This window comes from Bradyrhizobium ottawaense, assembly GCF_002278135.3.
Lineage (GTDB): Bacteria > Pseudomonadota > Alphaproteobacteria > Rhizobiales > Xanthobacteraceae > Bradyrhizobium > Bradyrhizobium ottawaense.
This window is the reverse complement of sequence record NZ_CP029425.2, coordinates 5,425,718-5,444,452: the sequence shown is the minus strand read 5'-3', so window position 1 is coordinate 5,444,452 and position 18,735 is coordinate 5,425,718. Positions and strand designations below refer to the sequence as shown.

Annotated in this window: 16 protein-coding genes; 14 read left to right on the top strand and 2 right to left on the bottom strand. The window is 65.4% G+C overall.

The window, feature by feature from the left end:
* Positions 1 to 39 precede the first annotated feature (39 nt).
* The 7 genes from CIT37_RS26065 (at position 40) to CIT37_RS26035 (ending at position 7,142) form a co-directional block, all read left to right on the top strand.
* A complete protein-coding gene (locus CIT37_RS26065) occupies positions 40 to 1,125 on the top strand; it encodes a YeeE/YedE family protein (RefSeq protein ID WP_095426605.1) in 1,086 nt (361 codons plus the stop codon).
* Positions 1,126 to 1,277: 152 nt separating this feature from the next.
* Positions 1,278 to 2,537: an extracellular solute-binding protein gene (locus CIT37_RS26060; protein WP_095426553.1), complete on the top strand. Its 1,260-nt coding sequence runs from the start codon at positions 1,278 to 1,280 to the stop codon at positions 2,535 to 2,537.
* A 2-nt stretch (positions 2,538 to 2,539) separates the two neighbouring features.
* Positions 2,540 to 3,481 (top strand): carbohydrate ABC transporter permease, encoded by a 942-nt coding sequence (locus CIT37_RS26055; RefSeq protein ID WP_028143572.1) that lies wholly within the window; start codon positions 2,540 to 2,542, stop codon positions 3,479 to 3,481.
* Entirely contained in the window at positions 3,474 to 4,322 is an 849-nt protein-coding gene (locus CIT37_RS26050; protein ID WP_038970457.1) for a carbohydrate ABC transporter permease, read from the top strand. Before CIT37_RS26055 ends, CIT37_RS26050 begins: the two co-directional genes overlap by 8 nt.
* A gap of 21 nt (positions 4,323 to 4,343) precedes the next feature.
* On the top strand, positions 4,344 to 5,441 hold the full coding sequence (locus tag CIT37_RS26045) for a Gfo/Idh/MocA family protein (RefSeq protein ID WP_038970456.1): 1,098 nt from the start codon (positions 4,344 to 4,346) through the stop codon (positions 5,439 to 5,441).
* Positions 5,442 to 5,451: 10 nt separating this feature from the next.
* Positions 5,452 to 6,096, top strand: coding sequence for a ThuA domain-containing protein (locus CIT37_RS26040; protein ID WP_028143575.1), 645 nt, complete (start codon positions 5,452 to 5,454; stop codon positions 6,094 to 6,096).
* Positions 6,093 to 7,142: a LacI family DNA-binding transcriptional regulator gene (locus CIT37_RS26035; RefSeq protein WP_095426554.1), complete on the top strand. Its 1,050-nt coding sequence runs from the start codon at positions 6,093 to 6,095 to the stop codon at positions 7,140 to 7,142. The genes CIT37_RS26040 and CIT37_RS26035 overlap by 4 nt, the downstream gene beginning before the upstream one ends.
* Positions 7,143 to 7,268: 126 nt before the next feature.
* On the opposite strand, the gene CIT37_RS26030 is transcribed toward CIT37_RS26035, so the two are convergent.
* Both CIT37_RS26030 and CIT37_RS26025 read right to left on the bottom strand, forming a co-directional pair.
* Positions 7,269 to 8,309 (bottom strand): Bug family tripartite tricarboxylate transporter substrate binding protein, encoded by a 1,041-nt coding sequence (locus CIT37_RS26030; RefSeq protein WP_095426555.1) that lies wholly within the window; start codon positions 8,307 to 8,309, stop codon positions 7,269 to 7,271.
* A gap of 212 nt (positions 8,310 to 8,521) precedes the next feature.
* A complete protein-coding gene (locus CIT37_RS26025) occupies positions 8,522 to 9,490 on the bottom strand; it encodes a LysR family transcriptional regulator (protein ID WP_161966552.1) in 969 nt (322 codons plus the stop codon).
* 173 nt (positions 9,491 to 9,663) lie between these two features.
* Here CIT37_RS26025 and CIT37_RS26020 point away from each other — a divergent pair, with 173 nt between their 5' ends.
* From CIT37_RS26020 to CIT37_RS25990, 7 genes are all read left to right on the top strand, one after another.
* Complete coding sequence (locus tag CIT37_RS26020) at positions 9,664 to 10,284, top strand: UbiX family flavin prenyltransferase (RefSeq protein WP_038970453.1); 621 nt, start codon at positions 9,664 to 9,666, stop codon at positions 10,282 to 10,284.
* 28 nt (positions 10,285 to 10,312) lie between these two features.
* Positions 10,313 to 11,746, top strand: coding sequence for a UbiD family decarboxylase (locus tag CIT37_RS26015; RefSeq protein WP_095426557.1), 1,434 nt, complete (start codon positions 10,313 to 10,315; stop codon positions 11,744 to 11,746).
* A gap of 123 nt (positions 11,747 to 11,869) precedes the next feature.
* Positions 11,870 to 12,709 (top strand): helix-turn-helix transcriptional regulator, encoded by an 840-nt coding sequence (locus CIT37_RS26010; RefSeq protein ID WP_028143581.1) that lies wholly within the window; start codon positions 11,870 to 11,872, stop codon positions 12,707 to 12,709.
* 143 nt (positions 12,710 to 12,852) lie between these two features.
* Positions 12,853 to 15,858, top strand: a complete 3,006-nt coding sequence (locus tag CIT37_RS26005; protein ID WP_095426558.1) for a xanthine dehydrogenase family protein molybdopterin-binding subunit — start codon at positions 12,853 to 12,855, stop codon at positions 15,856 to 15,858.
* Positions 15,855 to 16,670 (top strand): FAD binding domain-containing protein, encoded by an 816-nt coding sequence (locus tag CIT37_RS26000; protein ID WP_028143583.1) that lies wholly within the window; start codon positions 15,855 to 15,857, stop codon positions 16,668 to 16,670. Before CIT37_RS26005 ends, CIT37_RS26000 begins: the two co-directional genes overlap by 4 nt.
* Positions 16,667 to 17,185, top strand: coding sequence for a (2Fe-2S)-binding protein (locus CIT37_RS25995; protein ID WP_028143584.1), 519 nt, complete (start codon positions 16,667 to 16,669; stop codon positions 17,183 to 17,185). Before CIT37_RS26000 ends, CIT37_RS25995 begins: the two co-directional genes overlap by 4 nt.
* Positions 17,178 to 18,722 carry an AMP-binding protein gene (locus tag CIT37_RS25990; protein ID WP_028143585.1) on the top strand — a complete coding sequence of 515 codons (1,545 nt, stop codon included), beginning with the start codon at positions 17,178 to 17,180 and terminating at the stop codon, positions 18,720 to 18,722. The genes CIT37_RS25995 and CIT37_RS25990 overlap by 8 nt, the downstream gene beginning before the upstream one ends.
* The last annotated feature ends 13 nt before the right edge of the window (positions 18,723 to 18,735 follow it).

Sequence of the window (18,735 nt, the reverse complement as noted above, 5' to 3'; positions counted from 1 at the left end):
CGCTAGAATTGCATGCTCGCAGGAACAACCGAGGCGGACGTGCTGACGCCGATCATCGATCTCTTGGGTGAAGATTCGCTGTCATGGTTCGGCGGCCTCGTGGTCGGAGGTCTGTTCGGGTTCTTCGCGCAGCGCAGCCGCTTCTGCCTGCGTGCCGCGGCGGTCGAATTCTCCCGCGGCGAGGGCGGCCGGCGCCTTGCAGTCTGGCTGCTGACCTTTGCCGCGGCGCTGGTCGGCACGCAAGGTTTTGTCGCGCTCGGCTGGCTCGAAATATCCGAGGCGCGCCAGCTCGCGCAGCAGGGCAGTATCTCCGGCGCTCTCCTCGGCGGCGTGATGTTCGGTTGCGGGATGATCCTGGCGCGGGGTTGCGCCAGCCGGCTGCTGGTGCTCTCGGCGAACGGAAACCTCCGGGCGTTGTTGTCGGGGCTGGTGTTTGCCGTGACCGCGCAAGCCTCCTATCGCGGCCTGCTGTCGCCCGCCCGTGAATGGGTGACCAACCTGTGGCTGGTCGATGGCGGTCCGTCGCGCGACATCATGGCCATGTTCGGTGCCGGCACGCCCGAGAAGCTAGCATTCGGAGGTTTGTGGCTGATTGCCGGGCTGGCCTTCGCCTTTCGCAGCCGGTTGCCGCGCCGGCTGATCCTCGCCGCGCTCGCAACCGGAACGGCCGTCGTCGCCGGCTGGCTCTTCACCTACCTGCTGTCGCAGGCTTCCTTCGCGCCGGTGACGCTGAAGAGCCTCACATTCAGCGGGCCTTCGGCCGAGTTGCTGATGCTGGTGCTCAACAGCGCGCAGCTCCGGCTCGGCTTCGACCTCGGCATCGTCCCCGGCGTATTCCTCGGCTCGTTTCTGGCCGCGGCGCGTGCGCACGAACTGAGGCTCGAGGGATTCTCCGACGGGCTCGGCATGCGACGCTATCTGCTTGGCGCGGTGCTGATGGGGTTTGGTGCGATGCTGGCCGGCGGCTGCGCGGTCGGCGCCGGCGTGACCGGTGCCTCGGTCTTCGCACTCACCGCCTGGCTCGTGCTTGGCGGCATGTGGTTTGGAGCGGGGCTCACGGATCTGCTTGTCGACCGCGCTGGCATGCCGCAGCAGACGACGAGCTTGCCGGCAGCGAGCGGCTGAAATCAACTCAGCGTCAGAACACATTCGCGACTGCGCGCCGCAGGCCTCCACCTCGTCTGGCTGAGGTGCGTAGATCAGAATTTTAGTTGCGCACCTCAAAAATCGGGAGCAGGATCGCGGCAAAGAATAAGATCCGGTCGGGAGGAGATGTGATGAGACTGCTCGGGAAGCTGGGACTCGCCGCTGCCGCATGCCTGCTTTTGGCCGACGTCGCCGCAGCCGACACGATCGTAAAGTGGCTGCACATCGAGGCAAATCCGGCCCAGGTGAAAATCTGGGAGGAGGTCGCGCGCGCCTATGAGGCCTCCCATCCTGGCGTCAAGGTCGAGATGCAGTTTCTCGAGAACGAAGCCTACAAGGCCAAGCTGCCGACCATCCTGCAATCCAAGGACCGGCCGAACATCATCTACAGCTGGGCCGGCGGCGTCCTGAAGACCCAGATCGAGGCAGGCGTTCTCGACGACATCACCGAACAGGTGAAGGGATACAGCGACAGTCTCACCCCGGCCGCGCTCGCCGCGTTCACCGCTAACGGCCGCGTTTATGGTCTGCCGACCGCGCTGTCGCAGGTCGGCTTCCTCTGCAACAAGGAACTGATGGCCAAGGCGAAAGTCGATCCTGCCGGGATCAAGAGCTGGGACGATCTGCTTGCGGCGGTGAAGACGCTGAAGGCCGCCGGCGTGACCCCGATCGTGGTCGGCGGCGCCGACAAATGGCCGTTGCACTTCTACTGGACCCATCTTGCGGTGCGCATCGGCGGCAAGCCGGCATTCGACGCTGCATTGCGCGGCGAGGACAGCGGCTTCGCCGGCGAGACCTTCCAGAAGTCCGGCGAGCTGTTCAAGCAACTCGTCGATCTCCAGCCGTTCCAGAATGGCTTCCTTGGTTTCAAGAATCCGCAGGCCGTCGGCTATTTCGGCGACGGCAAGGCGGCGATGACGCTCGCGATCAGCACGGTCTATCATTTGCAGCGCGCTCTCGCCGCCGACAAGGTCGGATTGAGCGAAGACAAGATCTGCTGGTTCGACTTCCCGGTGGTATCAGGCGGCAAGGGCGCGCCCACCGACACGCTCGGCGGCATCACCGGCTGGCTGGTCACGAAAGGCTCGCCGAAGGAGGCGGTCGATTTCCTGAAGTACTTCGTCTCGAAGGACGTGCAGACGCGACTTGCGGCGGGTAACTTCATCATCCCGGTGGTGCAGGGCGCGGACGCTGGTCTCAACAATGCCTTCATGAAGCTGATCGCGGCCAATCTGGCGAAGTCGAACTACCACCAGAACTTCTATGATCAGAGCCTTGGTCCGTCGGTCGGCCGCGTCGTCAACGACGTCACCGCGGAGATCGCCGGTGGCAGCATGAGCCCGCAGAATGCGGCGAAGGCGATCGAGGCGGCGTGGAAGCAGGGCAACTGACGGTGGCCCGGCGTATCGCGAATTCCCCCGCGATTGGCGTTGCGGAGACACCGTTCTCTTCGCTCGCGGTCCGCGGCCCGGCTTGGGACGGCCGCTTCACGGTCCTGATCCTGTTCCTGCCGCCGGCGCTGCTATTGTTCACGCTGTTCGTGGTGCTGCCGATCGGCGAGGCCGCCTGGTATTCGGCCTTCAACTGGAACGGGTTCGGCAGGCCGACCAACTGGATCGGCTTCGACAATTACCGCTTCGTGCTGGAGACGCGCGCCTTCTGGCTCGCGCTGCGCAACAATGGGCTGATTATTGCGGTCTCGCTCGCGGTCCAGCTGCCGCTCGCTCTGACGCTGGCCTTGATGCTCGCCGAACGCTTTCGCGGGTCGGTGGCGCTGCGCATGCTGTTCTTCATGCCCTATATCCTGGCCGAGATCGCGACCGGGCTGATCTTCAGCTTCGTCTATGACGGTGACTACGGCCTCGTCGCCTCGATCTGGCGCAGTTTCGGCGCCGAGCCGCCGCACCTGCTGGCCTCGACCGACACGTCGATGCTGGCCGTGCTGATCGTGATCGTGTGGAAGTATTTTGGCTTCCACATGATGCTGTTCATCGCGGCGCTCCAGAGCCTCGACAAGAGCCTGATCGAGGCGGCGCGCATCGACGGTGCGACGCGGCTGCAAGCCCTGCGCCATGTCGTCATTCCCTTGCTCTATCCGACGATTCGCCTCTCGGTGTTTTTCGCCATTGTCGGCTCGCTGCAGCTGTTCGACCTCGTCATGCCGCTGACACGCGGGGGGCCTGCGGACTCCTCGAACACGATGGTGAGCTTCCTCTACAACAACGGCATCTCTCGCATGCGGGTCGGCTATGGCAGCGCCATCGGCGTCATCTTGTTCGCGATCTGCGTGACCTTTGCTTTTACCTACAAGCGTTGGTTCATGCGCGATGAGTAGTGCGAAGATCTCTCGTACGCCGGTCGATCCCGCCGTGCTGTTCAAGGCGGTGTTCCTCGCCATCGTGGCCATCTTCGTGCTGGTGCCGCTGCTCGCGACGTTGCTCGGCGGCTTCAAATCGCTCGGCGAATTGCGTGTCAACCCGTTCGGTTTGCCGCGTCACTGGGAGTGGCAGAATTATTCCGACATCCTGTTCTCCGCGCGCTACTGGCAGCTCCTGCGCAATTCGCTGATCATATCGTCGCTCGCGGTGGTGTTGACCCTGATCACGGCCTCGATGGCGGCGTTCACCTTTGCCCATGTCAGGTTCTACGGCAGCTCGATGCTGCTGAGCTATCTCACGCTCGGCCTGCTGTTTCCGGCGGCGACTGCGGTGCTTCCGTTGTTCATCAAGGTGCGCGATCTCGGGCTGCTCGATACCTATTTCGGCGTTGCGTTGCCGCAGGTGGCCTTCAGCCTCGCGATGAGCGTGCTGCTGCTCCGGCGTTTCTTCAAGGACATTCCCTATGAACTGCTCGAGGCTGCGCTGGTCGACGGCTGCAGCTACATCAAGTTCTTCCGCTATGTGACGTTGCCGCTGTCGCGGCCGATCCTGGCGACCGTCGGGACCATCACCTTCGTCAACAGCTGGAACGCCTATCTGTTGCCGCTGGTGATGCTCAACACGGATGCGCTCTATCCCTGGCCGCTCGGCATCATGGTCTATCAGGGCGAGTATTCGTCCGAATGGCACCTGATCCTGGCCTTCATCACGTTGACCATCCTGCCGACGATCATTCTCTTCCTTCTGGCGCAGAAGCACATCGTTGCCGGCCTCACTGCAGGTGCGGTCAAGGGATAAACGGACCTTACGGAGACCACAATGAGAAAAGTCGGAATTGGAATCATCGGCTGCGGTGTCATCAGCACCGCCTATCTCAAGGCGGCGCAACGCTTCCCGGTCATGGAGGTCAGGGCGCTCGCCGATATGCGCAGTGAAGTCGCGGAGCGGCAGGGTGCCGCTTTCGGGCTGCCGGCGATGCGGGTCGATCAATTGCTCAGACGCGATGACGTCGAGGTCGTCGTCAATCTCACGGTGCCGCTGGCCCACACCGACGTCAGTCTGGCGGTGCTGAATGCCGGAAAGCATGTCCATTCCGAGAAGCCGCTCGGCATCAACGCCGCCGAAGCCCGCAAGGTGATCGATCTCGCCGCACAGAAGAACCTGCGCGTCGGCTGCGCGCCCGACACGTTCCTCGGCGGCGGGCACCAGACCGCCCGCAAGCTGATCGACGACGGCGCGATCGGCACGCCGGTGGCGGGCAGCGCCTTCTTCGGCTGCCCCGGCCATGAGCGCTGGCACCCGGCGCCGGGCTTCTATTACTTGCGCGGCGGCGGGCCGATGCTCGACATGGGGCCGTACTACATCACCGATCTCGTGCAGTTGCTCGGCCCGGTCGCGAGCGTGATGGGCTCGACCGCGAGGCCGAAATCGGAGCGCCTGGTCACCAGCCAGCCGATGAACGGCACGCTGATCCCGGTCGAGGTTTCGACCCATGTCGCGGGTACGCTTGAATTCGAGAGCGGAGCAGTCATCTCGATCGCGATGAGCTTCGATGTACCGAAGCACCGGCATGCGCCGATCGAGATCTATGGCGACAAGGGCAGCATGCAGGTGCCGGACCCGAACCGTTTCGGCGGCGAGGTGCACCTCGCCAGGACCGGTGGCGAATGGGAAACGATGCCGTTGACGCACGGCCATGTCGAGGGTGAGTTCCGCTCCATCGGGGTCGCCGACATGGCATCCGCGATCCTGAACAACCGTCCGCACCGCGCCAGCGGTGCGCTTGCGTTTCACGTGCTGGAGGTGATGGAGGCGTTCCAGACCTCCGCCGATGAAGGGCGGCGCGTCAAGATCGAGAGCAGCGTCGAGCGGCCGGCGATGCTGCCGGCGGGACGTGAAACGGGTCAGATCGATTGAGGGAATGACCATGCGCAAGGCAATGATTGTATGGGGCGGCTGGCCGGGACACGATCCGGATCTCTGCGCCTCGATGATTCGCGGCTGGCTGAGAGCAGAAGGCTTCGAGGTGCGGATCGAGACGACGACGGCGGCATTCGCCGATCCTGCGATCCACGACATGTCGCTGATCATCCCGATCTACACGATGTCGAAGATCGAGAAGGCGGAAGCGCTCAATCTCTGCGCAGCAGTGCGGAGCGGCGTCGGGCTCGCCGGCCATCATGGCGGCATGTGCGATGCGTTCCGCGATTCCGTCGACTACCAATTCATGTGCGGCGGGCAGTGGGTGGCCCATCCCGGCAACATCATCGACTACAAGGTCGACTTGACGAAGCCGGATGACCCCATCATGAAGGGCCTGAACAGTTTCGAACATCGTTCCGAGCAATATTACATGCATGTCGACCCCGCCAACGAGGTGCTGGCGACGACGACCTTCACCGGCGAGCACGCGCCGTGGATCGAGGGCGTGGTGATGCCCGTGGTCTGGAAGAAGCGCTACGGCGCGGGCAGGGTGTTCTATTCCTCGCTCGGCCACCGTGCCTACGAGCTCGACGTGCCGGAGATCCGGACACTGATGACCCGCGGCATGCTTTGGGCGGCGCGCGAATGACGGGAGGGGCGACACAGCCGGCGATTCGCGCCACGCTCGAGGACGTCGCACGTGCGGCCGGCGTTTCGCTTGCGACCGTCGATCGCGTCGTCAACCGCCGCGAGGGCGTGCGCGCCAAGACCGTCGCGCGTGTCGAGGCCGCGGTGGCAAAACTCGGCTATCGCGCCGACGTCGCGGCCGCGCGGCTCGCCCGCGGGCAGACGTTCCGCTTCGCCTTCGTGCTGCCGACCGGCAGCAACAGCTTCATGACCAATCTGAGCGAGCAGGTCCAGCGCACCGCGGACTGGCTCGCCGGCCAGCGCGGCTTCATCGACATTCTCCGTGTCGACGTGTTCGATCCGGATCTGCTCGCCGGCGCGCTGGAAACCCTGTCGCCGGCCTACCAGGGCGTCGCCGTCATCGCGCTCGATCATCCCAGGGTTCGGGCCGCGATCGACGAACTCGTCGGACGCGGGGTCGCCGTGGTGACCCTCGTGTCGGACGCGCCAAGCTCGCGCCGCCTGCATTATGTCGGCATCGACAATCCGGCCGCAGGCCGCACCGCCGCAACGCTGATGGGGCGCTTCCTTGCTGGGCGCGAGGGGACGGTCGCGGTGATCGCGGGGTCGCTGTCGCTGCGCGATCACACTGAACGGCAGTTCGGTTTCCATCAGATCCTGTCCAGCGAGTATCCGAACCTGCCCGCGCTACCGGTCATCGAGGGCCGGGACGACAGCGATCGCACGCGGGAGCTTACGGCCGCGCTGCTCGCGCGCCATGCCGATCTTCGCGGCATATACTGCTGCGGCGCCGGAAACCGCGGCATCGCCGATGCGCTCGAGGCCTCGGGCCGCGCTCGCGAGGTGGTCTGGATCACCCATGAGCTGACCCAATATACACGGCGTTTCCTGGTTCGCGGCACGCTCGATGCCGTGATCAATCAGGATCCCGGGCACGAGGCGCGCTCTGCGGCACGCGTTCTGCTCGCGCACTGTTCGGGCGAGCCAATCAGCCCCGACCAAGAACGCATCCGCATCGACATTTTTCTGCGGGACAATCTGCCGTAACGCGAGCTCATACCGCCAGCGCCGCTGCGTTGAGCCATGCGCGAGCCGGTTCAGCGAGCGAGCTTTGGGCGAGCAGGGCGCGGGTGGCGGATCACGCGGAAGAGGCTGATTACCCAAAAGCTGAAGTCACATCGGCTCGATGCCGATCTTCTTGATGATCCCGGCCCATTTTGTGGTTTCCGCGGTCATGAAATCCTTCAGACCTTGGGGGGCCATCACCAGGGGCTCGGCGCCCTGCTCCACCAGGAGGGTGCGCACCTTCGGATCGTTCATGGCTTCGATCATGGCGGCATAGAGCTTGTCGATAACGGCGGTGCCGGTGCCCGCGGGCGCGAGCAGGGCAAGCCACGCCGCGCTCTCGTAGTCCTTCAGGCCAGCCTCGGCCGCGGTCGGCACGTCCGGCAGCGCCGTCATGCGCTTGTCGCTGGCAACCGCGAGCGGGCGCGCATCGCCGCTCCTGATCAGACCGATGACGTTCGGCAAGAGCTGGAAGTCGAGCGGGACCTGGCCCGCGATGAAGTCCGGCGTGTAAGCAGCGATGTTGCGGTAAGGAACGTGGGTGATCTCGGTGCCCGTGAGCTGCTCGAAATAGGCAGCCGCGAGGTGCTGCGACGAGCCGACTCCGACCGTCCCGTAGTTCAGCTCCCGGGGGCGGGCCTTGGTGTACTCGATCAGCTCGTGCAGGGATTTCGGCGGCAGCCTCGAATTGATTACGATGACATTCGGCAACGTGGCGAACAGTCCGATCGGGGCGAAATCCTTCAGCGGATCGTAGGGCAGCTCCTTGTACAATGATCGGTTCGCGGCCAGTGGGCCGGAGGTGCTCATCAGCAACGTGTAGCTGTCCGGGGCGGCATGTGCAGCGGCCGCGGTACCGATATTGCCGCCGGCGCCAGGGCGGTTGTCGACTACGAAGGCCTGCCCCAGTGACGTCGACATGCGGTTGAGCAGGATGCGCGTGATGACGTCGCTGGCGCTGCCGCCGGCGAAGGGCACGAGCACCTGGATCGGACGCGCGGGGTAGTCTTGGGCTTGCGCGGGACGCAGCCCGGTGGCGGAGAGAGCCGCGCCCAGGCCGAGCGAGAGCAAAGACCTGCGGTCAGGGTGAAATCCTTCAACGTGCGGCGCTGTGTCGTCCGCGATCCTGCTGTGACCGAACCTTGCCATCTCGGACTGAATCTCCCGACCGCGTCTTGTTCTGCGAGCCTTGGGAGCGTCCGTGACAGGAGTTGTCCGGAGGAGCGCCAGGCCGCGATTTTCTGCGCCTGGACCGTAGTTAGCGGCTTGACGTGACCGTCATGCCGGCTCGTCTCGAAACTTACCAACCCGTCTCATTTTGCAAAGAGGCGCGACATCTTGTCCAAATGAGCGTTCGGGATTCAGGAAATCGTCTTCCCGGTCTTGCGACGTTTTTTGCGGGATGACGAGGCTGCGCCGCCGGAGCCAGGTTCAGCCAACTGCTTTGCCACCGCCGCGGCCTGCGCCAGATCGTGGCTGATGACGTCCAGCACGGCCTTGGCCGCAACCGAGACCGCTCGCCGCGGGTGATGCACCCAGGCGATGGAGCGAACGATCCGTTGCGCGTCGAAACGGTGGGCTCGAATGGTCCCGCTTGCCAGCGACTGCCGGAGCGCGATGGTCGGCAGCACGGTCGCGAAATCGGTGGTCGCGATCACGTCGCAGAGGGCGGGCAGGGTGTCGAGCTCCAGGCGCGGCCGCAGGTCGATGCCGAGGGCTGCGGCGCGCTCGTCCAGGATCAGCCGCAGGCCGTGGCGCTTCGAGGGTAGCACCAGATCGAAATTCGCGATGTGGTCGAAGCGCAGCTTGGCCGGCGGCCGGATCGGGCCGTCCTTGCGGCAGGCGAACACCATCTCCTCGTCCATGATGTGATGCGCGGCGAGCGGCGTCCTTCGGCGCGGCACGTTGATCAGCGCGAAATCGAGTTGGCCGCTGTTGACCCAGTCGACCAGCGTCTCGGTGTAGCCTTCGCACGCGGAGAGGATGATCTCGGGATAGCGGCGCGCGACAGTCGCTGACGAGCTCGCCATCGTGCTCTGCGCAACGGAGGTGATGAGGCCTACCGCGACGCGGCCTGAAATCCGCCCGCCGATCTGGGCCATCTCCTGGCGCGCATACTCCGCATCGCGCACGATCGGCGCCGTCAGCCGCACCAGCGCCTCGCCGGCGCTGGTCAGCGTCATGCCCTGGACGCTGCGGTCGAACAGCCTTTGGCCGAGCTCGGCCTCGAGCTTGGCGATCTGCATGCTGAGCGCCGGCTGCACGATGTTGAGCCGGCGCGCGGCCCGCGTGACGTTCTTTTCATCGGCCAGGCACAGGAAATACTGCATCTGCCTGAGTTCCACGGGGCCAGTCCTTCGTTCGCCAACTCGTTCGCGGGCCATCATCTTCGATGATGAATGATATAATCAATCATTATTTGTTGTGATGGCCGAGATTGCCTAGTTTTGCGACCGGCTACGAGACCTCGAGGGTACGTGGCCACGGGAGCGAAATCAGACATATGCAGCACGCAGCGCCCACGCGGATGATCATCGGCATTTCCGGCGCCTCGGGCGTCACCTATGGCGTGCGCCTGCTGCAACTCCTGCGCAATGCCGGCGTCGAGACTCACCTGGTGATGTCGAAGACGGCCGAGCAGACCTTTGCCTACGAGACCGACCTGAAGATCGCGGAGGTGAGGGAGCTCGCCAATGTCAGCCATGCGATCGACGACATGGCTTCGGCAATCTCGAGCGGCTCGTTCCGTACCGCGGGCATGATTGTGGCGCCGTGCTCGATGCGCTCGATGTCCGAGATCGCCTCGGGCGTCACCACGACGCTTTTGACCCGCGCCGCCGATGTTGTGCTCAAGGAGCGCCGGCGCCTGGTGCTGATGGTGCGCGAGACCCCGCTGCACACCGGGCATCTCAGGACGATGACGGCGCTATCAGAGATGGGCGCGATCATCGCGCCACCTGTGCCCGCCTTCTACGCAAAACCCGAGAATCTCGAAGACATGGTCGAGCACACCGTCGGCCGGGTGCTCGACCTCTTCGATATCGATATCGGCGTGGTGCGCCGCTGGGGCGAGGACGAAGCGCTCAAGCGCCGCTCGCCGTCGCTGCGCAAGATCGCGCCCTGACCCGAACGCCCGAGGAGAGATACGTCATATGCGAATGCAAAATTCGGCGAGGCAAAATTCGGCGAAGAGCACGAACGCACCGGCCGATCTGCGTGCCTGGCTCGCTTACCTCGCCGAGCGCGGCAAGCTCGCGATTGCCCGCGAGGGTATTGCGCTGATCGATGAGCTCGCCGCCATCGCGAAGCGGCTGGAGCGCGACAGCGCGGTGCTGTTCCCGCGTCCCGATGGGCACGAGATTCCCGTCATCGCCAACCTGTTTGCCGGTCGTGACTGGGTCGCCGATTCCATCGGCGTCACCGAGGACCAGTTGCTGCCGCGATTCCTTGCCGCCGCAAGCAATCCACTGCCGACCCGCGAGGTTCCGGACGGTCCAGTGCAGGAGGTCGTTCACGACGACGTCGACCTGCTCCGACAACTTCCGGTGCCGAAGCACAATGAACGCGATAGCGGTCCCTATATCACGGCCGGCCTGTTGATCGCGCGCAATCCGAAGACCGGCGTTCAGAACGTTTCGATTCACCGTTGTCAGGTCAGCAGCAAGAATCGTATCGGCGTTCTGCTGCTGCCGCGGCACACGTTCTCTTACTATCGCATCGCGGAAGAACTGGGCCAGGCACTGGAGATCGCCATCGTCATCGGCGCGCATCCGGCGCTGCTGCTGGCTTCGCAGGCGATTGCCGCGCTGGACGAGGACGAGATGGCGATTGCGGGCGCGCTGCTCGGCTCGCCCGTGGACGTCGTCAAATGTCGCACCATTTCGGTTCGCGTTCCCGCCCATGCGGAGATCGTGATTGAAGGACGGATCCTGCAAGGCGTGCGCGAGCCGGAGGGCCCGTTCGGTGAATTCCCGCAATATTACGGCCCGCGCGCCAATCGCGAGGTGATCGAAGTCGATGCCATCACGCATCGCGCCAAGCCGATCTTCCACACCATCGTCGGCGGCGGTTTCGAGCACCTGATACTCGGCGGCGTGCCGCGCGAAGCGACGCTGCTCCAGCATCTGCGCCGCAGCTTCCCGACCGTGCTGGATGTTCGCCTCACGCGCGGCGGCACCTGCCGCTATCATCTCGCGATCAAGATGGACAAGACCAATGAGGGCGAGCCGAAGAACGTCATGATGTGCGCTTTCGGCGCGCATTACGACATCAAGCAGGTGGTTGTGGTCGACAAGGACGTCGATATCTCTTCCTCCGAGGAGATCGAATGGGCGGTGGCGACGCGCTTCCAGGCCGACCGCGATCTCATGGTCGTCGCCGGCGCGCTCGGCTCGAAACTCGATCCGACCACGGATGACGGTATCGGCGCCAAGATGGGCCTCGATGCGACAGCGCCGGTCAGCGCGTCCGAGCTCGCCTTCAAGCGCATCCGCGTCAAGGGCGAGGAGGACGTCGACCTGACGGCAGCCTTGCAGGCCGATCCGGGCGCTGCGGTCGCGCGCCTTCTTGCGGAGGCGCGGATGTGAGCGGGTTACCGCCGGAAGCGGCTTGCGTCCGTTTGCGCCGTTGGAATATGTAGCAAGGGCGGCCTATAGTGCCGCACCAGCAAGGCAACCATTTTGCGGCGCAACGCCGGGAGGAAGAAACTTATGTCGACGGCCCTGCGCATCGCTCATGGCGCTTTCGGCAGGGTCGCTCTGCTCGACATGGATCGTTCGCTGGTCCGCCACGCCCATCATCACTGCCACGTCCTGCTCAAGGTCGAGGGCTCCGACACCCAGTTCCTGGTCGGCGACCAGGTCACGCCGCTCACGGACACGGCCGCCGTTCTGGTCGACGGCTGGAAGCCGCATGCCTATGTGCATGACGTCAATCGCCCGCGCACGCTCATCATGGCGCTCTATATCGAGCCGGAGTGGCTGAAGGAGTTCCGGCGCGGATGGGCCGCGAGCGGCGCGCCGGGCTTTTTCGAGCGTCCCTCGGGCGAAGTCTCGCCGCGCATTCGCCAGCTCACGCTGCATCTTGCGGCCGAAATGATGGCGAATCCCGACGCGGTGCGAACCCACGAGCAGACCCTTTCTGACCTCATGATTGCGGTGATCGAGCGTTTCACGCCCTGGCGCAGCTTTCCGACCTCGATCCGCGGCATGGGCGCGGTGAGCTGCGACTGGCGGATCCGCCGCGCGATGGACGCGATGCGCGTGAACGATTCCTATGCCAACGTCGACCAGTTCGTGAAGGGCGCGGGCCTGTCGCGCGCGCAGTTCTTCCGCCTGTTCGAGACCTCGCTCGGCGTTTCGCCGAAGCTTTACCTCAACGTCGTCCGCATGGAGCGCGCGCTCGACGCGGTGATGCGCGAGGACACAGCGCTCGGCGAGCTCAGCGAGCGCTTTGGTTTTCCGGAGCCGGCACATTTCACGCGCTTCTTCCGCGATCATGCCGGCGTCAGCCCGCGCGAGTTTCGCAACGTCTCCCGCCTCGCGGGTTGATCCTTGCGGGCTGATATTGCGCTGCACGCTCTCGAATGAGACGATTTGGTAAGTCGTGAGAGCGGGCGGTATGGCCCTCGCGCCTCCTGTCCTGACAAACGTCGCCGTCGCGTCAGAGAACGCGTCGGGAGGTATGCCGGGACATGGTGCAGGCTGCGGTTAAGTCCGCAAATTCGGTTGATCAGAGCGGTGACAAGCCGTGGGTCGGGCGTTCAATCGAGCGCGTCGAGGATGCCGCGCTGCTCAGCGGCCGCGGCCGTTTCATCGACGACCTCGGCGTCCAGCCCGGCACGCTGCATGCGACGATCCTGCGCTCGCCGCACGCCCACGCCGATATTATTTCGATCGACGCCGAAGCGGCCAGGCGGCTGCCGGGCGTTGCAGCGGTCCTGACTGGCGAGCAGATCAAGGCGGTCACCACTAGTCTCGTCGTCGGCGTGAAGGCGCCGGTCGAGTGCTGGCCGATCGCAGTCGAGCGTGTGCGCTATGTCGGCGAACCGGTCGCCGTGATCGTGGCGACTGATCGTGCCCGCGCCGAAGATGCGGCCGAACTCATCAATGTCGAGTATCGCCCTCGAGCGGCTACAGTCGATCCGCTCGGAGCGATGGCACCGGGTGCGCCGGTCCTGCACGACGGTTTTCCCGGCAATCTCGCCAGCGACCGCGCGTTTCGCTACGGCGATCCTGAAAAGGCGTTTGCGGATGCGCCGCACCGCTTCTCCATCGACATCCGCTATCCCCGCAACTCCTGCACACCGATCGAGACTTATGGTGTCGTTGCCTCGCATGATGCCGGCGAGGACGCCTTTGAGGTTCTCGCGAATTTTCAGGGGCCCTTCAGCATCCACACCGTGATTGCGCGTGCACTGAAAGTGCCGGGCAATCGGCTGCGGCTGCGCACGCCGCCGGATTCCGGCGGCAGCTTTGGTGTCAAGCAGGGTGTGTTTCCGTACATCGTTCTGATCGCGGCTGCGGCGCGCGTCACGGGGCGGCCGGTGAAGTGGATCGAGGACCGGCTCGAGCATCTCACCGCGTCGGTGTCAGCGACCAACCGCGCGACGACATTGGCCGCGGCGGTTGCGGCCGACGGCAAGATTCTCGCGCTCGACTGGGACCAGGTCGAGGATTGCGGCGCGCATCTGCGCGCACCCGAGCCGGCCACGCTCTACCGCATGCACGGCAACATGACGGGGGCCTACGACATCAACCACGTCAGAATCCGCAACCGCGTCGTCGTCACCAACAAGACACCGACCGGCCTCAACCGCGGCTTCGGCGGGCCGCAGGTCTATTTCGCGCTGGAACGCCTGGTGCAGCGGATCGCGATCGGGCTCGGTCTCGATCCGCTCGATGTCATCAAGCGCAATCTGATCGAGGCGGGTGCTTTTCCCTATCGTACAGCGACCGGCGCATTGCTCGATTCCGGCAATTACCAGGACGCGATCGCGCGCGCGGTCGAGCAGGGCAGGCTGGCGGAATTGAAGGCGCGGCGCGACGCGGCGCGGGCGGAGGGGCGGCTTTACGGCATCGGCTTCACGGCGGTGGTCGAGCCCAGCGTCTCCAATATGGGCTACATCACAACGGTGCTGACCGCGGCCGAGCGCCGCAAGGCCGGGCCGAAGAACGGCGCGGAGGCGACAGCGACCGTCGGCCTCGATCCAGTCGGCAGCGTCACCGTTCATGTCGCTTCAGTGCCGCAGGGGCAGGGCCATCGCACCGTGCTGTCGCAGGTGGTCGCCGACGTCTTCGGCCTGGAGCCGAAGGACATCCGCGTCAACACCGAGATCGATACCGCCAAGGACGCCTGGTCGATCGCGTCGGGCAATTACGCCAGCCGCTTCGCCGCCGCGGTGGCCGGCACGGCTAAGCTCGCAGCCGAGCGCGTTGCCGGCCGCCTTGCCCGCATCGCCGCCAGCCAGCTGAACGTCGAAGCCGCGGACATCGTGTTTGCAAAGGGTTTCGTTGCCTCCAGGCACAATCCGGAGAACCGGATCGCGTTTTCGCGTGTCGCCGCGCTCAGCCATTGGTCGCCGGGCTCACTGCCTGACGATGTCGGCCAGACCATCCGTGAGACCGTGTTCTGGACGCCGCCGGAGCTGACGCCGCCCGGCGAGGACGACCGCATCAACTCCTCGCTGTGCCATGGCTTCATCTTCGACTTCTGCGGCGTCGAGATCGACCGCATTACCCTGCAGACGCGGATCGACCGCTACGTCACCATGCACGATTGCGGCACCATCCTGCATCCCGGCATGGTCAATGGCCAGATCCGTGGCGGCTTCGCGCAGGCGCTCGGTGCCGCGCTCTACGAGGAATATGCCTACGCTGAGGACGGCAGTTTCCTCACTGGAACGCTCGCGGACTATCTGCTGCCCACCACCACCGAGGTGCCGGAGCCCGAGATCTTCCACGTGGAGACGCCATCGCCGTTCACGCCACTCGGCGCAAAAGGCGTCGGCGAAGGCAATTGCATGTCGACGCCGGTGTGCCTCGCCAATGCGGTCGCGGATGCGCTCGGCGTTGCCGACATCACGTTGCCTCTGGTGCCTGCCCGGCTTGCCGAGCTGGTGCGCGGCGCCGAGCCGCCGCCTCCCGCGGGGGGCGTGGCTGCGGTGCCTGCGCGCGAAGCGGATCGGCGGCTTCGCGGCGAAGGGCAGGCCTCGGTGAGGGCGACGCCCGAGCAGGTCTGGGCCATGCTGCTCGATCCCGCTACGCTCCAATCGATCATTCCCGGCTGCCAGCGTGTCGACAAGATCACCGAGACGCATTTCCGCGCGGATGTCACGCTCGGCATCGGACCCGTCACCGGGCGCTATCGCGCCGACGTGGAGCTGTTCGATCTCGATCCGCCGCGCGCGGTCACCTTGCGCGGCGGCGCCACCGGCGCGCTCGGCTTCGGCAGCGCTGAGGGGCGCATCATGCTCGCGCCCGACGGCAGCGGCGGGACGAAGCTGACCTACAGCTATGACGCCGCGATCGGTGGCAAGATCGCAAGCATCGGCGGCCGTCTGCTCGACGGCGCGACGCGGGTGATCATCGGCCAGTTCTTCGCAGCGCTGGCCCGCAAGGCCGGCGGCGGCGCCTCGGGCGGCTTTTCGCTGTTCGCCCTGCTGGCGAAATTCGCCGGCCGGTTTGGGGGGCGCCGATGAAGCCGCCCGCATTCGACTATCTCCGCGCCGAAGCCGTCGGTGATGTCCTCGGTGCGCTGGCGCAGCAGGGCGGCGATGCTCGTGTGCTCGCCGGTGGACAGTCGCTGATGGCGATGCTCAATATGCGCCTCGCCAAGCCGAAGCTTCTGATCGACATCATGCGGATCAGAGAGCTGCGCAAGATCGAGCGGACAGCCGATGCCGTCGTCATCGGTGCCGGTGTGCGCCAGGCCGATCTGCTGGCCTGGCCGGATCTGGCCGAGGCATTGCCGCTGGTGGCGTTGGCGCTGCCCTGCGTCGGTCACATGCAGACCCGCAGCCGCGGCACCATCTGCGGCTCGCTCGCGCATGCCGATCCCAGCGCCGAGATGCCGCTCGCGCTGGTCGCGCTCGGCGGCGAGGTGCTTTTGCGCAGTGCCAGGCGTCGTCGCCGCGTCGCGGCCAGGGATTTCTTCGCCGGCATGATGCTGACGGCGCGCAACGACGACGAGCTGATCGAGGGCATCTCGCTCCCGGTCATCAATGGATCTCGCTTCGCGTTCCGCGAGGTCGCGCGCCGGCACGGCGATTTTGCCATCGTGGCCTGCGCCGCGATGAAGACGCCATCCGGCGTCCGCCTCGCGGTCGGTGGCGTTGCGGACGTCCCGACCGCGCGGGACTGGCCGCGACTCGAGGGCAGCGCGCTCGACGATGCCCTCAACGCCTTTGCCTACGAACTCGGTGCGCGCGACGACGTTCATGCCACCGCGCGCTATCGCCGCGACCTCGTGCGCATGATCGGCCGCGATCTGATCGGCGAGGTTCTGCGATGACCCGTCTCAAATCCGACGCCCGCCACCCCATCCACGTCTCGCTGAATGGCGAGCCCCTCGCGGGGGAAGCCGAGCCTCGGACGCTGCTGTGCGACTTCCTGCGGCACCAGCTGGGCGCCACCGGCACCCATGTCGGCTGCGAGCACGGCGTCTGCGGCGCCTGCACGGTCGTCGTCGACGGCATGCTGACCCGTTCCTGCCTCACCCTGGCAGCGCAGGTCGACGGCTGCGAGATCAAGACGGTTGAAGGGCTTGCACCCGCGGCCGATCGCCTCGGCGTGCTGCAACAGGCCTTCCGCCGTCACCACGCGCTCCAGTGCGGCTTCTGCACGGCCGGCATCCTGATGTCGCTCGATCATTTTCTCGCCAGGAACCCGGCGCCGACCGAGGCGGAGATTCGCGATCTTCTCAGCGGGCATCTGTGCCGCTGCACCGGCTACACGCCGATCGTCCAGGCGGCCCTCGAAGCCGCCGCCCAGCTCGCTTCATCGAAAGAAGAGACGTCAGATGCTTGATCTCGCCAGCAGCTTCATGGCCAGCGCCGCGCGCGATCCGCGCGCCATCGGGCTGGTCGACGGCGATCGCCGCCTGACCTACCGGCAATGGTACGACAAGATCTCTGCTTTGGTCGCATCCTTCGGCCGCCTGGACCTCAAGCCCGGCGACCACGTCGTCACGCTGCTGCAAAACCGCTGGGAGGCCGCGACGCTGCATTGGGCCTGCCAGTTCGCAGGCCTCGTAGTCACCCCGATCAACTGGCGCGCCAAGGCCGACGAGCTGGACTTCTGCATCGAGAACGCGGAGGGCCGCGCAGTTTTCTACCAGGATGTTTCCGCTGAGGCGGTGCAGGGTTCGGCTCTCGCCGGCCGGCTGCTACGCGTGTCGGTCGATCCGGGCACAGGCGAGGCGGTCGGCTTTGCCGATCTGATCAGGGGCAGCGCGCCCGATGCCGAGCCGTGCGTCGGCTCTGATGCCTGGTCGATCATGCTCTACACATCGGGCACCACCTCGCGGCCAAAGGGCGTGCCGCGGCGTCATCGCGCCGAGCGTGCCGCGGCCATCGCCCATGTCGCGCAAAATCTCTACGGCCGCGGCGAGCGCACGCTCGGTGTGATGCCGCTCTACCACACCATGGGTGTCCGCTCGTTGCTCGCGATGTCGCTGATCGGCGGCAGCTTCATCTGCCTGCCGCGCTATGACAGCCGCCAGGCGCTGGAGCTGATCCAGCGGGAAGGGATCACCAACCTCTATCTGGTGCCGACGCTCTATCACGATCTCGTCCATCACGACGCCTTCGACCGGACCGACGTCTCCAGCGTGCGCAAGCTCGGCTTTGCCGGCGCCTCGATGACGGACGGCCTGCTGAAAAAGCTGGACGAGGCCTTCAGGCCGGAGCTGTTCGTCAATCATTACGGCAGCTCCGAGATCTACACCTTCACGATCGATCAGAACGCTACGGCAAAACCCGGCTCCGCCGGTAAGGCCGGGCTGAACCAGCACGTCAAGGTCGTGCGCATCGGCGCGCGTTCGGTCGCGGAGCTTGCCGCGGTCGGCGAGGAGGGCGAGATCATCGCCACGCTCGCGGGCGACGAAGCCTTTGAGGGCTACTGGCGCCGCCCCGAGGCCGACGCCAAATCGTTGCGCGAAGGCTGGTATTTCACCGGCGATACCGGCTTCGTCGATCCCGATGGCGACCTGTTCGTCACGGGCCGCGTCGACGACATGATCATCACCGGCGGCGAGAACGTCTCTCCGGTCGAGATCGAGAGCTGCCTGTCGCTGCATCCCGGGGTCGACGAGGTCGCCGTGGTCGGTGTCGCCGACGAAAAATGGGGCAAGGTCGTCGCCGCCTTCGTCAAGCGCAATCGCAACGTTTCCGAGAGCGAGCTGGAGCAGTTCTGCCGCACCTCGGGCCTCGCCAACTTCAAGCGGCCGCGCCGCTACGTCTTCGTCGACGCGATTCCCAAATCGCCGGTCGGCAAGCTGCTGCGGCGCCTGCTCGTCGCCGGAGAATACGAGACCGAGCGTCGGCCGCCATCGGACGCCGCTTGATCGTCACGCATCA

What these genes read in the sequence shown, in the direction of transcription:
- CIT37_RS26060 (WP_095426553.1), top strand. Translation starts at nt 1,278, where the DNA reads ATGAGACTGCTCGGGAAGCTGGGACTCGCCGCTGCCGCATGCCTGCTT.
- CIT37_RS26035 (WP_095426554.1), top strand. Translation starts at nt 6,093, where the DNA reads ATGACGGGAGGGGCGACACAGCCGGCGATTCGCGCCACGCTCGAGGAC.
- CIT37_RS26030 (WP_095426555.1), bottom strand. Translation starts at nt 8,309, where the DNA reads ATGGCAAGGTTCGGTCACAGCAGGATCGCGGACGACACAGCGCCGCAC.
- CIT37_RS26010 (WP_028143581.1), top strand. Translation starts at nt 11,870, where the DNA reads ATGTCGACGGCCCTGCGCATCGCTCATGGCGCTTTCGGCAGGGTCGCT.
- CIT37_RS26005 (WP_095426558.1), top strand. Translation starts at nt 12,853, where the DNA reads ATGGTGCAGGCTGCGGTTAAGTCCGCAAATTCGGTTGATCAGAGCGGT.
- CIT37_RS26020 (WP_038970453.1), top strand. Translation starts at nt 9,664, where the DNA reads ATGCAGCACGCAGCGCCCACGCGGATGATCATCGGCATTTCCGGCGCC.
- CIT37_RS26015 (WP_095426557.1), top strand. Translation starts at nt 10,313, where the DNA reads ATGCGAATGCAAAATTCGGCGAGGCAAAATTCGGCGAAGAGCACGAAC.
- CIT37_RS26040 (WP_028143575.1), top strand. Translation starts at nt 5,452, where the DNA reads ATGCGCAAGGCAATGATTGTATGGGGCGGCTGGCCGGGACACGATCCG.
- CIT37_RS25995 (WP_028143584.1), top strand. Translation starts at nt 16,667, where the DNA reads ATGACCCGTCTCAAATCCGACGCCCGCCACCCCATCCACGTCTCGCTG.
- CIT37_RS26000 (WP_028143583.1), top strand. Translation starts at nt 15,855, where the DNA reads ATGAAGCCGCCCGCATTCGACTATCTCCGCGCCGAAGCCGTCGGTGAT.
- CIT37_RS25990 (WP_028143585.1), top strand. Translation starts at nt 17,178, where the DNA reads ATGCTTGATCTCGCCAGCAGCTTCATGGCCAGCGCCGCGCGCGATCCG.
- CIT37_RS26050 (WP_038970457.1), top strand. Translation starts at nt 3,474, where the DNA reads ATGAGTAGTGCGAAGATCTCTCGTACGCCGGTCGATCCCGCCGTGCTG.
- CIT37_RS26045 (WP_038970456.1), top strand. Translation starts at nt 4,344, where the DNA reads ATGAGAAAAGTCGGAATTGGAATCATCGGCTGCGGTGTCATCAGCACC.
- CIT37_RS26025 (WP_161966552.1), bottom strand. Translation starts at nt 9,490, where the DNA reads ATGCAGTATTTCCTGTGCCTGGCCGATGAAAAGAACGTCACGCGGGCC.